This is a genomic window from Gilliamella sp. X-60 (genome assembly GCF_057063585.1).
This window is the reverse complement of record NZ_JBXSQJ010000008.1, coordinates 13,926-28,763: the sequence shown is the minus strand read 5'-3', so window position 1 is coordinate 28,763 and position 14,838 is coordinate 13,926. Positions and strand designations below refer to the sequence as shown.

Annotated in this window: 15 protein-coding genes; 5 read left to right on the top strand and 10 right to left on the bottom strand. The window is 33.3% G+C overall.

Annotation, left to right across the window (positions count from 1 at the left end; translation table 11 throughout):
* Positions 1-53: 53 nt before the first annotated feature.
* Positions 54-1,526 (bottom strand): molybdate ABC transporter ATP-binding protein ModF, encoded by a 1,473-nt coding sequence (modF, locus tag ACYIAM_RS05685; RefSeq protein WP_483747579.1) that lies wholly within the window; start codon positions 1,524-1,526, stop codon positions 54-56.
* Between the two features lie 15 nt (positions 1,527-1,541).
* Complete coding sequence (locus ACYIAM_RS05680) at positions 1,542-2,330, bottom strand: TOBE domain-containing protein (RefSeq protein WP_483747578.1); 789 nt, start codon at positions 2,328-2,330, stop codon at positions 1,542-1,544.
* A gap of 285 nt (positions 2,331-2,615) precedes the next feature.
* On the opposite strand from ACYIAM_RS05680, the gene modA reads away from it, so the two are divergent.
* From modA to modC, 3 genes are read left to right on the top strand one after another with little or no spacing between them, the layout of a single operon-like run.
* Positions 2,616-3,368, top strand: coding sequence for a molybdate ABC transporter substrate-binding protein (modA, locus tag ACYIAM_RS05675; RefSeq protein WP_483747577.1), 753 nt, complete (start codon positions 2,616-2,618; stop codon positions 3,366-3,368).
* Positions 3,369-3,399: 31 nt separating this feature from the next.
* Positions 3,400-4,089, top strand: coding sequence for a molybdate ABC transporter permease subunit (gene modB / locus ACYIAM_RS05670; protein WP_483747576.1), 690 nt, complete (start codon positions 3,400-3,402; stop codon positions 4,087-4,089).
* Positions 4,090-4,094: 5 nt separating this feature from the next.
* Positions 4,095-4,775: a molybdenum ABC transporter ATP-binding protein gene (gene modC, locus ACYIAM_RS05665; RefSeq protein ID WP_483747575.1), complete on the top strand. Its 681-nt coding sequence runs from the start codon at positions 4,095-4,097 to the stop codon at positions 4,773-4,775.
* Here the strand turns inward: modC and ACYIAM_RS05660 are convergent.
* The 4 genes from ACYIAM_RS05660 to ACYIAM_RS05645 all read right to left on the bottom strand — a co-directional run bounded on the left by ACYIAM_RS05660 (position 4,754) and on the right by ACYIAM_RS05645 (position 7,667).
* Entirely contained in the window at positions 4,754-5,542 is a 789-nt protein-coding gene (locus tag ACYIAM_RS05660; protein ID WP_483747574.1) for a UDP-2,3-diacylglucosamine diphosphatase, read from the bottom strand. The genes modC and ACYIAM_RS05660 overlap by 22 nt on opposite strands.
* Complete coding sequence (gene ppiB / locus ACYIAM_RS05655) at positions 5,496-5,987, bottom strand: peptidylprolyl isomerase B (RefSeq protein ID WP_483747573.1); 492 nt, start codon at positions 5,985-5,987, stop codon at positions 5,496-5,498. Before ppiB ends, ACYIAM_RS05660 begins: the two co-directional genes overlap by 47 nt.
* A gap of 75 nt (positions 5,988-6,062) precedes the next feature.
* Positions 6,063-6,914 carry a bifunctional methylenetetrahydrofolate dehydrogenase/methenyltetrahydrofolate cyclohydrolase FolD gene (folD, locus tag ACYIAM_RS05650; RefSeq protein WP_174796073.1) on the bottom strand — a complete coding sequence of 284 codons (852 nt, stop codon included), beginning with the start codon at positions 6,912-6,914 and terminating at the stop codon, positions 6,063-6,065.
* A 63-nt stretch (positions 6,915-6,977) separates the two neighbouring features.
* On the bottom strand, positions 6,978-7,667 hold the full coding sequence (locus ACYIAM_RS05645; RefSeq protein ID WP_483747572.1) for a DUF2884 family protein: 690 nt from the start codon (positions 7,665-7,667) through the stop codon (positions 6,978-6,980).
* Positions 7,668-8,478: 811 nt separating this feature from the next.
* On the opposite strand from ACYIAM_RS05645, the gene ACYIAM_RS05640 reads away from it, so the two are divergent.
* Positions 8,479-8,742 carry a GrxA family glutaredoxin gene (locus ACYIAM_RS05640; protein ID WP_091347437.1) on the top strand — a complete coding sequence of 88 codons (264 nt, stop codon included), beginning with the start codon at positions 8,479-8,481 and terminating at the stop codon, positions 8,740-8,742.
* Positions 8,743-8,808: 66 nt separating this feature from the next.
* On the opposite strand, the gene tsaB is transcribed toward ACYIAM_RS05640, so the two are convergent.
* The 4 genes from tsaB to ACYIAM_RS05620 all read right to left on the bottom strand — a co-directional run bounded on the left by tsaB (position 8,809) and on the right by ACYIAM_RS05620 (position 13,729).
* Positions 8,809-9,489: a tRNA (adenosine(37)-N6)-threonylcarbamoyltransferase complex dimerization subunit type 1 TsaB gene (gene tsaB, locus ACYIAM_RS05635; RefSeq protein WP_483747571.1), complete on the bottom strand. Its 681-nt coding sequence runs from the start codon at positions 9,487-9,489 to the stop codon at positions 8,809-8,811.
* A 31-nt stretch (positions 9,490-9,520) separates the two neighbouring features.
* Complete coding sequence (gene yoaA / locus ACYIAM_RS05630; protein ID WP_483747570.1) at positions 9,521-11,425, bottom strand: DNA repair helicase YoaA; 1,905 nt, start codon at positions 11,423-11,425, stop codon at positions 9,521-9,523.
* Between the two features lie 297 nt (positions 11,426-11,722).
* Positions 11,723-12,697 carry a glycosyltransferase family 8 protein gene (locus tag ACYIAM_RS05625; RefSeq protein WP_483747569.1) on the bottom strand — a complete coding sequence of 325 codons (975 nt, stop codon included), beginning with the start codon at positions 12,695-12,697 and terminating at the stop codon, positions 11,723-11,725.
* Positions 12,698-12,754: 57 nt separating this feature from the next.
* Positions 12,755-13,729, bottom strand: a complete 975-nt coding sequence (locus tag ACYIAM_RS05620; protein WP_483747568.1) for a glycosyltransferase family 8 protein — start codon at positions 13,727-13,729, stop codon at positions 12,755-12,757.
* Positions 13,730-13,875: 146 nt separating this feature from the next.
* Here ACYIAM_RS05620 and ACYIAM_RS05615 point away from each other — a divergent pair, with 146 nt between their 5' ends.
* Entirely contained in the window at positions 13,876-14,829 is a 954-nt protein-coding gene (locus tag ACYIAM_RS05615; protein ID WP_483747567.1) for a glycosyltransferase family 8 protein, read from the top strand.
* Positions 14,830-14,838 lie beyond the last annotated feature (9 nt).

Genomic DNA, 14,838 nt, shown 5'->3' with positions numbered 1-14,838 from the left:
AATCCATTTTATTTTTATGGTTTTCCCTATTTTTAAACCTATTTTTAATAGGTTTAACTAATTATTTCGCTTAACTGTTCAAAGCGATATTGATAGCTATCATCAAAGTCATGAACGAAAGTTAATCGATGAGTGATGCATTTAGGCGCATCTTCTGCATGATGAGACACAAAGAGTAACTGCGTATGTCCTTCACTAATTAAGCGATCTATCCAGCGTTTGACTAATTCTCGATTAAGATGGTCTAGCCCTTGCAATGGTTCATCTAAAATAAGTAGTGTCGGATGTTTGACTAAAGCTCTAGCTATCAAAACTAATCGTTGTTGTCCCCAAGAGAGCGATTGAAATGGATTATCCGCCTGCATCTGTAAACCTAACAACTGTAACCATTCATCAGCCAATTTAGCTTGTCTATCACTAGGAGCCTGATAGATACCGATCGAATCAAAATAGCCAGACAATAATACGTTTTTAACGCTAGAACTAACACGATAATCCAAATGCAAGCTACTGCTGACATAACCAATATGGCGTTTAATATCCCATATGGTTTCGCCCGAGCCACGTTTTCGACCAAATAAAGTAAGATCATTGCTATACCCTTGTGGGTGATCGCCGGTGATTAGACTTAATAGCGTCGATTTACCTGCACCATTAGGTCCAACAATTTGCCAATTTTGTTTGGCTTTGACTTGCCAAGTTAATCCATTAATAATTGTTTTATCGTCATAACGGACATAGCCATTATTTAATATGACTCGATCTAATTGATCTGCTAATCGTGTTGGTGATTCATCAGCTTCTGGTAATGGCATATTGGGTATATTTTCCAAATCAGCTAATTGCTTAACTGTTGCATCGTTTAATATTGTGCTCTTTGTATCAATTTTCAAGAGTTGGCAATCAGCTAATATACCAATATTTTCGATAAAATCAGGAATGTCATTAAACCGATTCAGAACAAGAATAATAGTAATGTTTTGTTTTGCAAGATCAGCAAGTATTTTAGCTAAATTTGCACGTGATGCCACATCTAAACCATCAAATGGCTCATCTAATATCAAAAAATCAGGTTGCTGCATCAAAGCTCGGCAAATTAAGGTTTTTCGTGTTTCGCCTGTTGAAAGATATTTAAAGCGTCTGGTTAGTAGGTGATTAATTCCAAATTGTGTTGCTAATTGCCGACAAAGTTGTTGATTAAAATTATTTTCTTGAATGATTTGTTCAGTAGTTAAGCCTATATCATTTTCACCTTCGCTTAGCATATCTGTATTATTACGCTTAAATTCATCATCAATCAGCTTTTGAAGCTGTTCAAACGAGATACGGATTATAGATTTAAATTGATTGATAACGTTTCCTGTTAATAATTTTTGTTCCCCGGCTAGTGCTTTAGCTAGTATGGATTTACCACTACCATTACGCCCCACAAAAGCAACATGACTGCCTTGATTGATTAACAGCGATTCAATAATAAAAACTTGGTAATCACTAATTTTAAAATGTGCTTTTTCTATTTGTAGCATGGTAACCTCATATTGCTAAACTAATGTCGCAACAATAATATGTTGTGGATGAATAAATAACGTAGTTTGTTTACCTACGGTTAAGGCTGATTGTTTAACTTCATCAGCTAATTTACTAGCATAAAGCACGACGCCAGAAGATAATGAAAAAGTAATTTCGCTCCATTTGCCATCTGTTGTGATCTTTTCAACGGTAACCAACAAGTGGTTCTCATTCTCTACCTCTTTTGTATTTGCCCATTCAATCATCGGAGCTTTAATAAGTAACAAGACAGTTTTATCAATACTCAACTTTAACCGCTCAATACTCGACTGCGTAATGTAAACTGATAACTCAGTTTGATTATCACAGAGTAGTACAGTAATAAAACCAGCAACATCGCTTGTTTGAATCTGCTTAACTGTGCCATATAACTGATTTCGTGCACTTGTTTGCAATGATAATCTTGCAGTAGCTTTTAAAATATCATCCAATGGAACATTATCATCACTCAATATGTTAAATGCAGTTTGTTGCAGCTGAGTTAATAGATCATAAAGTTGAATGAACCTAACAGCATAAGCACTCAGCTTAGTGCCACCACCATTTTTACCGCCAATTGCAGTAATTAAAAAAGGTTTAGGTGCTAATTTGTTAATTTCATTGATAGCGTCCCACGCTGTTTTATAGCTAACGCCAATTTGCTTGGCAGCCTGACTTAATGAGCCGGTTTGTTCAATTGCTTTTAACAGCATAATGCGCCGTGGATCAGTAAATAACCGTTGCTGAATATTCAACGTTAATAAAATTTCAGGAGAGAACATAATTTAACACCATGCACAACCAACCAAGTTGGAGGAGATATGAGTGATTATTGTAAACGCTTTTTAGTATTCCATCAAAATATGCTACAAATCTTATCGATTGCTGTCTGGGTCTGGCATCAGTTTAGTTGTACTTTATAAATAAATTTTGCTAATATCGATATATATTTTTTTATATAGCGATTGTTAGATTATTTACTTAATCACTCGAGATATTCCATCACAGCCAAATATCTACAAAAACATGAATCATCAAAATTAACTTATTTTTATTGTGAGGAAAAAATGAAGAAATTGATTGAAATTATTAGTGCTTTGGCAATGATAGCGATGTCTTTTTCAGCAATGGCAGCTGAAAAATTGACTGTATTTGCCGCCTCGTCATTAACTAATGCGATGCAAGATATTGCGACGCTTTATAAAGCTCAACATCAAGATGTGGATATTGTATTTTCGTTTGCTTCGTCATCAGTATTAGCGAAACAAATTGAACAAGGAGCCCCTGCCGATATATTTATGTCAGCCGATCAAAAGTGGATGGCTTACCTTATTGAGCATAATATTGCGAAGAATAAACAAGACCTATTAAAAAATGCATTAGTTCTTATTGCCCCAAAAAGTTCACCATTAGATAACGTCTTAATTAATAACAATACCAATTGGCAAGCGATTTTACCTAAAAACGAAAGAATTGCCATTGGTGATCCAGATCACGTTCCTGCGGGCCTTTATGCAAAAGAATCACTCACTCATTTAGGAGTATTTGACAAATTATCACCACAATTTGCCCCAGCTAGCAATGTGCGAGACGCTCTGATGTTAGTTGAGCGTAACGAAGCCGCCCTTGGCATTGTCTACAGCACCGATGCCAAAGTAAGTGATAAAGTGAAAATTGTTGGAACGTTCCCTGCAAATACATTCAAATCTATTGAATATCCAATCACGTTATTAAACTTAAAAGCGAACGATTTTTATCAATATCTAAATTCACCACACGCAAAACTCATTTTTGAAAGATATGGGTTCATAACAAAGTAATTTACCACGGGTGGTATAAAAAGATACAACTATGTTATTAAGCGAATTTGAATGGCAAACCTTGCTACTTAGTTTAAAAATAGCCTTTGCAGCAATTGGTTTTAGTTTACCAATAGGTATTTTAACAGCTTGGATATTGGCTCGCTGTCAATTTTGGGGTAAATCACTATTTGATAGCATTGTGCATCTTCCACTTGTTTTGCCACCAGTTGTTTTAGGTTATTTATTACTAATCACCATGGGAAGGCACGGCATTATTGGTGGGTGGTTAAATAACAATTTTCATGTCAGTTTTAGCTTTAATTGGCAAGGTGCAGCATTAGCTTCGGCGATAGTGGCATTTCCACTCATGGTACGTTCGATTCGTTTAGCCATTGACTCAATTGACATACGTCTTGAAAATGTGGCTCGTACCCTTGGTGCCGATAAATGGCGAGTGTTTATTACTATCACTTTACCTTTAGCTTTTCCTGGCATTTTAATGGGAATGGTTCTCGGCTTTGCACGTTGTTTAGGAGAATTCGGTGCAACAATTACATTTGTATCAAATATTAAAGGTGAAACTCGGACCTTACCACTCGCAATGTACACATTTCTGCAAATCCCTAATGGTGAACAAGGTGCATTACGACTTTGTATTATTTCGATTGTGTTGTCACTCATTGCCCTTTTTTTATCCGAATTATTAAATCGATGGCATAAGAAGAAGCTAGCAGGATAATCACTATGTTAAAAATACAGGTTAGCAAACAATTGGCTTCATTTTCTTTCCAATTCAATCATGATATAGATTGCCAAGGCGTTACTGCTATTTTAGGCGTTTCAGGATCGGGAAAATCAACGCTAATCAACCTTATTAATGGATTAATTAAACCGGACCAAGGTTATATCAAACTCAATAACACATCATTGGTTGATTGTGATAAGCGCCTTTTTATCGCTCCTGAAAAACGTCAGATTGGTACCGTTTTCCAAGATGCATTACTCTTTCCTCATTATAATGTGATTAAAAATCTAACTTATGGTGCTAAAAACTTCAATTCTTCAAAATTTGACGAAATCGTGAATGTACTTAATATCCACTCGGTATTAAATCGCTATCCAGCAATGTTATCTGGTGGCGAAAAACAGCGGGTGGCAATCGGTCGAGCACTATTAACCAATCCTCTATTGTTGCTGATGGACGAACCGCTTTCCGCTCTTGATATGCCCAGAAAAAAAGAGCTATTAACTTATATTGATAAGTTAGCCAATGATTTAAATATACCGATTATTTATGTAACACATAATATTAATGAAGTTAAAAAGATAGCCAATAATGTAGCAATTTTAGATCAAGGCAAGCTGATTGAGTTTGGTAAAGTCGAGCATGTTTTACAAAGTGATTATTTAAAAGAATGGTTATAAAGAGCTAAAGTATTACTATTTTGTTCTTGTTTGATATATGTCACGCCATCATGCCATGCCCCCAGCACGATACGAGTTGCTCGGTTGCCTTCAATTTGAAAGTGGTGTGTTGCAGGTTTGTGTGTATGTCCGTGTACCATAATATCCGCATTATATTCAACCATCCTTTCAACCACCTCTTGTTGATTGACATCCATAATAGATTCAGATTTAATTTGATTATGCAGGCTACTTTTTTGCCGCAACTTAGCTGCAATTTTAAGCCTAACAAAGCGTGGAAGTAATAAAAACAGTTTTTGTAACCACTTATTGTGCATAACTTTTCGAAATTTTTGATATTGAAGATCGTCAATACATAATAAATCGCCATGTAAAAAAACAATATTTTTTTCTTGATTGGGCAAGCAGTTAATTTCTGGCAATAAAATCATATCACACTGCTGAGCATATCTTTTACCTAACAGAAAATCACGATTACCATGCACAAAATATTTTTTGATATGACGTTTTGATAAGGCTTGTAATGCCAGTGCAATTTGTTGTTGTATATTGGTTTTGACATCATCACCAACCCAATAGTCAAACAAATCACCTAAAATATACAGTTCGCAATTATCGGGTAGTGAATTTAAAAAAGACAGAAAGCCTGCGGTTATACCCATATAACCATCAGGCTCATTATCAGCTAGATGAATATCAGCGATAAAATAACGAACAGGATTATTCAACCGTAACACTCGTAATAATGACATCTTCCACAGGAACATCTGAATGCATACCGCTACGCCCTGTTTTAATGACTTTGATTTTATCAACAACGTCTAGCCCTTCGACGACTTGTGCAAAAACACAATAGCCATAGCCATTAACATCAGCAGAGCGGAAGTTAAGATAATCATTATCCACTACGTTGATAAAAAATTGTGCAGTGGCAGAGTGTGGATCAGATGTTCGTGCCATCGCTAAAGTGCCACGATCATTTTTTAGTCCGTTATCTGCTTCATTTTTTATTGGCGATTTTGTTTTTTTCTGCTTCATACCAGGTTCAAATCCACCGCCTTGAATCATAAAATTATTAATAACACGATGGAAGATTGTGTTGTTGTAAAAACCGTCTTTGCAATATTCAACAAAATTTTTAACGGTTTCTGGCGCCTTATCGTCAAAAGTTTTGATTTTAATATCACCTAAATTAGTGTGAAATGTAATCATAAAAAATCCCTACTCCTTTTTTAATTTAACGTAAATTTATTAATTCCAAACTCAATGAATTTAAAGTAATTTTATTTATTTGCTAAACTTTTCACAGGCTTCAAGCGTGTTACTCATCAACATAGCAACAGTCATTGGACCAACTCCACCTGGCACAGGCGTTATCCAACCAGCCCGTTTAACGGCAGCCTCAAACTCCACATCGCCAGCTAATTTACCATCTGGTAGACGATTGATACCAACATCAATAACAATTGCGCCTGGTTTTATCCACTCACCCTTAACATAATTAGGAATGCCAACTCCTGCAACAACGATATCTGCATTACTCACATGTTTGGCTAAATCAACGGTACGACTATGGGTAATGGTTGTTGTGCAACCTAATAGCAATAATTCTAATGCCATAGGACGACCTACAATGCTTGATGCACCAACCACAGTGGCATTTAATCCTGATAAATTAATACCTGTTGATTCAAGCATTTTAACCACACCATATGGTGTACATGGTCGTAAAATCGGATCACGTTGTAATAAGTGGCCAATATTGTAAGGATGAAAACCATCAACATCTTTACTCGGATCAATACGTTCAAGCACCTTAGTTTTATCAATATTATCAGGTAAAGGAAGTTGTACTAAAATACCATGCACATCTGATCGTTGATTGAGTTCATCAATTAATGCCAACAACTCATCAGTAGTCGACGCTGGGAGGTCATACGCAAATGAAATAAAACCAACATCATCACAAGCTTTTTGCTTATTTTTGACATAGATTTTTGATGCGGGATCTGAACCCACTTGAATTACTGCAAGCCCTGGAACAGATAGACCTTTTTCAATACGTGTGTTAACTTTATTAGCAATGTCAGTTCGTATTTGTTGTGCTAATGCTTTTCCATCAATGATATGTGCAGTCATAAGCTTCCGTTTAGCTATCATAGTAAAGGCATCATTTTCGCAAAAGTTTTTATTAATGTCTATTTACTTATGAATAGATTGATTAAGTTGAGTTAATATTTCTTTGTATTGCGCATCAATATCGGTAATCACAGAACAAATATGAGCATCAAAAGCTTTTAATTTAGGTTTTTGAGCTTTCCACTCATTTTTAGAGATTTGCTTGATTGCGCCTAAATTTTTAAAGAACTCGAAATGCAAAATACTTCCTCCCACAATATTATAAAAAATGCGCTGACCGATATCTTCGCCATCTTTTTTTAGATTATTGAAATTTTGGTAAGAAAATCGTGTATTGCCATTTTCTGTAATAATCGAAGCATGTAACAACTTGACTAAACGTTTATATAACTTGTTTAATTCACTTTTTAGTTCATTATCGTCGCCCAATTGATTTTTTATCGCCTGTTCAAAAGTCATTTTCACATCTAATAAAAGACTTAACGATTGTTGTTCTAATTGCGGTAACTGTTGGCGTAAATCTTGTTGAAATTGAACTAGTTTTTTTTGTAATGGCGGATTAAGTGTTACTGATTGTTTATTTAAAACCACTATTCCATTTGGCATGATAGTGAAATCATTTTTTTTATTAAAAATATGCACACTTTCTTTGCTAATCGTAATATCATAACTGGGTTTAACGCCACACTCTTTTTTAGCAGCAAATACGGTGATAGGTAGTAATAAAGCAGTCAATAACAATTTTTTCAGCATATTCATATCCAGCTAGTTAATTAATGAAGATTATAACTTCTACCTAACAATTAACATAATAAAATTAAATGAGTGCTATAATTTTAAAAGCGATAATCTTTCAACACTCTAATTGCTTTATATGATATTTTAGCTAGACGCATTATATGCAATTATTCGTATTATCCATTATACGCCCTCTTTAAGAACATCTATACTTTGCTCAGTTATTCAGTTTTTTCCTAAAAGAATCGACACACTCCCGTGAAGTGCTACCCACTGCATCACGGCACTCGTAGTGCTAATTTGCACTTTACGAATAATCGAATATCGGACATAACTTAAGCCAAAACTATTGGAAACTCGATTTAGTTTTTGCTAAGCAGCATTATAAATACTTGTCAAAAACTTTCAGGTAACTATGTGTTTTAGTATAAAATAAAAAAATGGATAATTCTAAGTTTTCGATTAATCATGTATATAATTAAGTTTCACCAAATAAAGCAATTTAATTATCCTTCTTTGATTTGCTATAATCGTTTTAACTCTTTATTAACCGTTGTTCTGAGCCTTTGCTCATTTATTTTTTTGTAAAAATTTTTAAAAATGATATATGATGAATTTTAATAAATAGAAATATTTTAAATATTAAATCTAAATTGCAAAAAAACGAGCAAGTAAATTCAAATTTTTATGAATAATAATCGATCATCTTTCCAATCTCACTATCAATAGGTATAATCTATTTAATTAACTATATTTTACTGTTTTTTTTTCTTTAAAAGTTAAGTATAGTAAGGCTATATTTAAAGATAAACGATTAGAGGTAAAAATGTATACAGTAATTTTTGGACGTCAAGGTTGTCCTTATTGTGTTCGAGCGAAAGAATTAGCTGAAAAACTTTCTCAAGAGCGTGATGATTTTTCTTATCGCTATGTCGATATTAATGTAGAAGGCATTACTAAAGAAGATCTTTCTAAAAGTGTAGGTAAACCTGTTGAAACTGTACCGCAAATTTTTATTGATGAAAAACCAATCGGTGGCTGCACTGATTTTGAGGCCTATGCGAAAGAGCATTTAGGGCTTTATAAATAAAGCGCCCCCTAATTTTAAGCAAAAAAAGCCACATATAAGTGGCTTTTTTGTTTTATATTATTGCCATTATCGTCCTGGCAACTTTTTCCAAGTCACTTCGTTACGTAAATAAGTTGGCTCGACATCTTCAACATTCAAGAGCTCATTCTTTTGCCATTGATTCTTAGCAAGAACAACAAGATCTTGTGCATGAGGTAACAAGATATCGCTTTGTTTTATATCGTTAATCATATCAGGATAAGTTTGCCACCCCGTACCAGCACAATAATCATTTTGACTAATATTCTTCACTTTTTCGATTACTTTTTCAGGCTTAATAACACACTCAGCAATAACCGCTTGCCATTGGTCCTTAACGTACTGGTATTGACCTAAATAGACTTCGTTCATTCTAGCATCAATTGCGGCAATAACGTTTGTTGCTTGCGTTGTTCGATAAACACCTTGAGCCAAAGTCATCAGCGTTGATACACCTATCACGGGTTTATCAATACCTAACGCTAAACCTTGAGCCACGCCAATACCAATTCTAACTCCGGTAAAACTACCTGGCCCTTTGCCAAAAGCGATTGCATCAACTTGCGTAAGTGAACAGTCTGATTGTTTAAGAAGTCTATCAACCATTGGTAATATTTGTTTAGTATGATCACGAGCTGATACAATAAAATCGTGAGTGATTTCGTTACGGTAAAGTAAAGCAACCGAACAAGCTTCTGTTGAGGTATCAATGGCTAAAATAGTACTCATTTTTTTTCCAAAATATTTTATCTATTATCATTTAGCTTTTAGTTATTAAAAAGTTTATAACTTTATTTATGTCCCGTGTTCTTGGTGAAGGTGGCAGGCTATTAATAAATGTTGCACCATAAGGTCGCATTACTAAACGATTATCACAGATAATAACCGCCCCACGATCATTATGATGGCGGATTAGTCTCCCGACACCTTGTTTTAAGGTGATCACAGCTTCTGGTAATTGTACATCATTAAATGCGTCCCCGCCCTGCATTTGACAATCTTCCATACGTGCTTTAATTAACGGATCATCAGGAGACGTAAACGGTAATTTATCTATAATAACACATGATAAGGTATCGCCTCTAACATCAATCCCTTCCCAAAAACTGCTCGTAGCAATAAGTAGCGCATTGCCCGTATGAATAAACTGTTCAAGCAATTTAACTTTACTGGTTTCACCTTGTACTAATACTGGCAATTTGGTTAATTCTCGAAATTGTTTAGCTAGTGCATTCATCATTGCATATGAGGTACACAAAAAGAAACAACGACCATTATTCGCTTCAATAACAGGCAATAAAATATTGGCTAATTTTTCAGCATTGCCTTGCTCATTTGGCGATGGAATATAACGTGGAACACACAAAATCGTCTGGTTAATATAATCAAATGGGCTTTCTAATATTAGTGAATCAGCATTTATTAGCCCTAAGCGTTTAGTAAAATAATCTAATTGATTATCAACCGATAACGTTGCTGACGTAAAAATCCAACTGCCTTTTCGCTGTGTTAATAGTTCAGTAAATTTATCGGCAACAGACAAGGGCGTTAGCGCAAAAACAAAATAGTTATGGCTACTTTCATACCAATAACTAAAACCAGTTACATTTGTCTCCTGCAAGCGTTTTAATAGCGTATTATATTGATTAATTCGTTCAAAACAGTTATCTAATGTTGTCGAACGCCCAACCGTCAATAACAAAACTTCATGACAAAAGTCTAATGCATCGACAAGATAAGAAATCTCTTTTTTAACTGCTTCTTGGTTAAATAAAAAACGCAAGTTACCTTTTGGTGGTTGTTGGTTAATAACAATTCGTAAGTCTTGCGTACATTTTTGTAGTTTATCCGCACATTGCTGTAGCTGGGACATATCTTTGACTTCGGTACGATAAACTAGGTTAATTTCTTTAGCTAGGTCAAAAAGTTGCCGACTGGTTAGCTGCTCACCAAAATAGAGACAAGCAAGATCTGGTAGTTGATGAGCCTCGTCAAAAATCATGACATCTGCTTTAGGAATAAGTTCGCCAAAACCAGTATCTTTTACTACAACATCAGCTAAAAATAAGTGATGGTTAACTACAACAACATCTGCATTTAGGGCTCGTTTGCGCGCCTTGACGACATAACAATCACTATAGTGTTCACAGTCACTGCCTAAACAATTATCATTTGTGCTTGTTAATATTGGCCAAATTTGGTTTTCTTCTGTGACAGTAGTGCATTTGCTAATATCTCCATCTTTGGTTTTAATTGACCAATTTTTTACACGAACTAAATCAACACGTAAATCTTTATCAAGATCTCCTGCTGCTGCATATTGATGATACAGGCGTTCTAAACAAAGATAATTAGCTCGACCTTTAAGCAAGGCTATTTTACCTGTGTAATTTAATGCTTTTTTGATTATTGGTAAGTCTTTACTGAATAACTGTTCTTGTAAATTTTTAGAGCCAGTTGAAAGTATTACTTTTTTATCGCTACGTAATGCAGGAACTAAATAAGCAAAGGTCTTGCCAGTCCCTGTTCCCGCCTCAACCACAAGAGAACGCTGTTTTTTTATTGATTCAGAGACTTTACTTGCCATGTTTCGTTGTGGCTCTCTTGCCACAAATCCATCAATAGCTTGAGCAAGCAAACCATTCTCAGCAAAATCATCAATCACTTAAAATACACCTAATAAAAAAAGATAAGTTCAATACAACAATAAAATGAAGAAAATATATTCTAGGGAAAATACAACATTATGAAAACATCACAACTTATTTCCAATAATGAGATGAATTTATTGTCACAGAATGAAACAATTAATAATATAAAAACTGCTGTACTATACCAGTAACCGCGCGAAAAAGATATATAGGCATCCTTGAGTCACCAAAGCCATCTTTAATTGTGAACGTTACTCATCAAAGTAAATAACGCCCTAGATTTCAAAGAATAAAGAACCAATAAACAAATTTTATTTTGTCAATTTGGTTTTCAAATAAATAAAATAATGCTTAAGTCCTGATAAATATTTTTTTTGCTTAAACATTAATCGAGAATAAGCTCGTATTGAGGAGGTTTTTTTGTCGTTATATAAAATTAAAGTCTCATTTTGCCAAGGTGAACTCAAAAAATAATGATCAAACAATTTTGTTTTATAGGGTCGATGCCATGGCTTATTTTTAGTTATATAATGAATTATTTTTGTATTTCCGCCTACTAAAGCATCTTCATTGCCACCAATAGAAAGAGCTGTTAGCCTATTATAATCAGTGGGTAACATTATCGTTTGATTTTTCATTACAATATTTAAAACATCTTGATCGGCAAACGTATATACTTCTCCGTTATTTATGAGATTAAATGTTTTCTTAGTCAACTGTTTTTTATTCCATAGCGTTGTATTGAAATAAATCACCCCAGCATTAAAATATTTTCCATATTCGATATTATAATGCTTTCCTTGCGTTTTTTGCATATTATCTATATCAGGAACAACAGCTGCAATATGGGTATTTATATCTTTATGGAAAAGCTCATCCAATTTACCTACACATAAGGTATCACAGTCTAAATATAGCACTTTCTCTGTTATTTTTCCGACAATTTCAGGAACCATAAATCTTAAACAAGTAGCAATGGATATACCCAATACTAAAGTATCAGAATTAATCGAAAAATTATTATTCACTATATAACAAATAATTTCACAATTAAGATCTTGCGCTAATACCTTAAATTTAGATATATTTTCTTCGGAAAGTTTATTGACAAACAAATGAAAAGTAATATCCATATGCCTATTATTTTCAATAACTGACATTAAAGATAAACCAGCAGGCATCGCATAGTTATTATCAAAACAATATGCAATGTGAAATGTGTTGGTTCTGTTAGCTTTCTCATTAAAAATTAGGGTGTTTTTTATAAATTTATCGCAAAAGCACATATGGTATTTACCGTTAAACTATGAAATATACAAAATTTATTAAAAATTCTAAATAAACTATTTTTTATTTAATTTATGCTTTAAATAAAGCAAATAATATCTAAATGCAGAGAAATATTTATGTTGGCTTGCAAGAAGCTTAGCGTATCGTCTTGTCGTTGATGGTGCATTCTCATTAGCGAGTAATAATTTATCCTTAGCCCAAGGAGAGGAAGCAATATAACTTTGATAGAGTGGCGTTAAATATAGTTGATACCAAGGCTTATTTCCGGTGACATAATGAATAATCACATTATCTTTATCAATAAGATTGTCCTCTTCACCACCTACTGTAAGTGACGTTAATTTATTGAAACATTGAGGTAAAAATACGGTTTTACCCTGCATTAAAATATTTAACACATCTTGATCGGCAAATTTGTATACTTTGCCACTATTAATCATTGAAAATGCTTTTTCAGTAAGGTTATTTTGCACCCACATATCCGTATTAATATAAATCATTCCTGCATTAAAATATTCGCCATATGGAATATCGCAAGCTGCACATTGTTTTTCTTGCGTTTTATCCACATCAGGGACGACAGCAGAATATTTATCAGTTAAATCAGTGTTGATTAATTCATTAAGATTACGGGTGCATAAGACATCACAATCCAGATATAAAACCCTCGAAGTAATTTTATTTAAAATTTGTGGAACAACAAACCGCAAACACGTTGATGCTGAAACATGTAAAACTAAAGTATCAGGGTTAATGGAAAAATCATCACTAATTTCATAACAAATTATAGTCACATTTTCTTTACTTAATTGATTAAATCTTATGATTTTTTCATTCGATACGTTATTAGCAAATAAGTGAAACACCAAATTTTTATCTGGATTATTCAAAACAACAGAAGACATAGCAATACCAGCAGGCATTGCATAATTATCATCGAAGCAAAATGCGATATGTGTGGTTTGTGAAGATTCTATGGTATTATTAAATAATGTTGTAATTTTACTAATAAAAAGGTTTTCTTTCATCTTATGCTGTCTTAAAACCAAGATTAAAAATTTACAATATTGTAACATACGTTAAATTAAACAATGAAGTAATAATAAATTTTATATTGACATATAATGTCAGTAATGACTAAATAACAACGTTAAGTTTTTAAAGAGTATTGGAAATGGATAAGAGTATTAATATTGCATATTGTACAGACTCGAATTATCTTGAACATGTAGGTGTTTCAATTACCTCTATCATGCTTAATAATATGCATAATAATAATATTCATTTTCATGTTTTTTTATATGATGTAACTGCAGAAGAAAAAGAAAAATTACAACATATTAGTTCATCAATCACGCTCTATTCAATTCCTGCCGATGAATTAAACAAGTATTCAGATACACAAAATAACAAAATAAAACATATTAATCGCTCAATGTACCTTCGATTGTCAGTTCCTAGACTATTGCATGGCATTGTTGATAAATTTATTTATTTAGATGCAGATGTACTGTGCTTTACTGACATATCGCCGATTTTAAACACAAATATAGATTCAGTTATTTGTGCTGTAACACCTGACTCGTTAGATAAACAAAATATGTTAAAAAATAAAGAAAGACTCAAGTTAACGTCTGAAAATTATTTTAACTCTGGTTTTTTATATATTAATGTTAATAACTGGATGCAATTTGATACAGAAACTAAAACAAATAACATCTTATTATCGTTAGAACAAAAAGATTTAATCTACCCTGACCAAGATGCACTAAATATAGTTTTACAGCATCAAGTCTTATTTATCGATCCTAATTGGAATTATTTATTTACTTGGATGGATGATAAACAAAAAGAAACATTTTTTTATAATAAAGAAGATTTACCCTATATCATCCATTTTACGGGTGCCAGAAAAATGTGGTATCAAGAACATATAGGACTTGCGCAAAATATCTATTGTTTTTATAAACATTTTACTCCTTGGACCAATAGTCCACTTAAAAGTTATAAACCTAAAATGCGCGTTAATGATTATCGTATTTATGCCAAAAACAGCATCAAAGAGAAAAAATTCATCACTGGCTTAAAATATTATTTACTTTATTTAGGCTATAAATTAAAAAATTAGATCTAATTC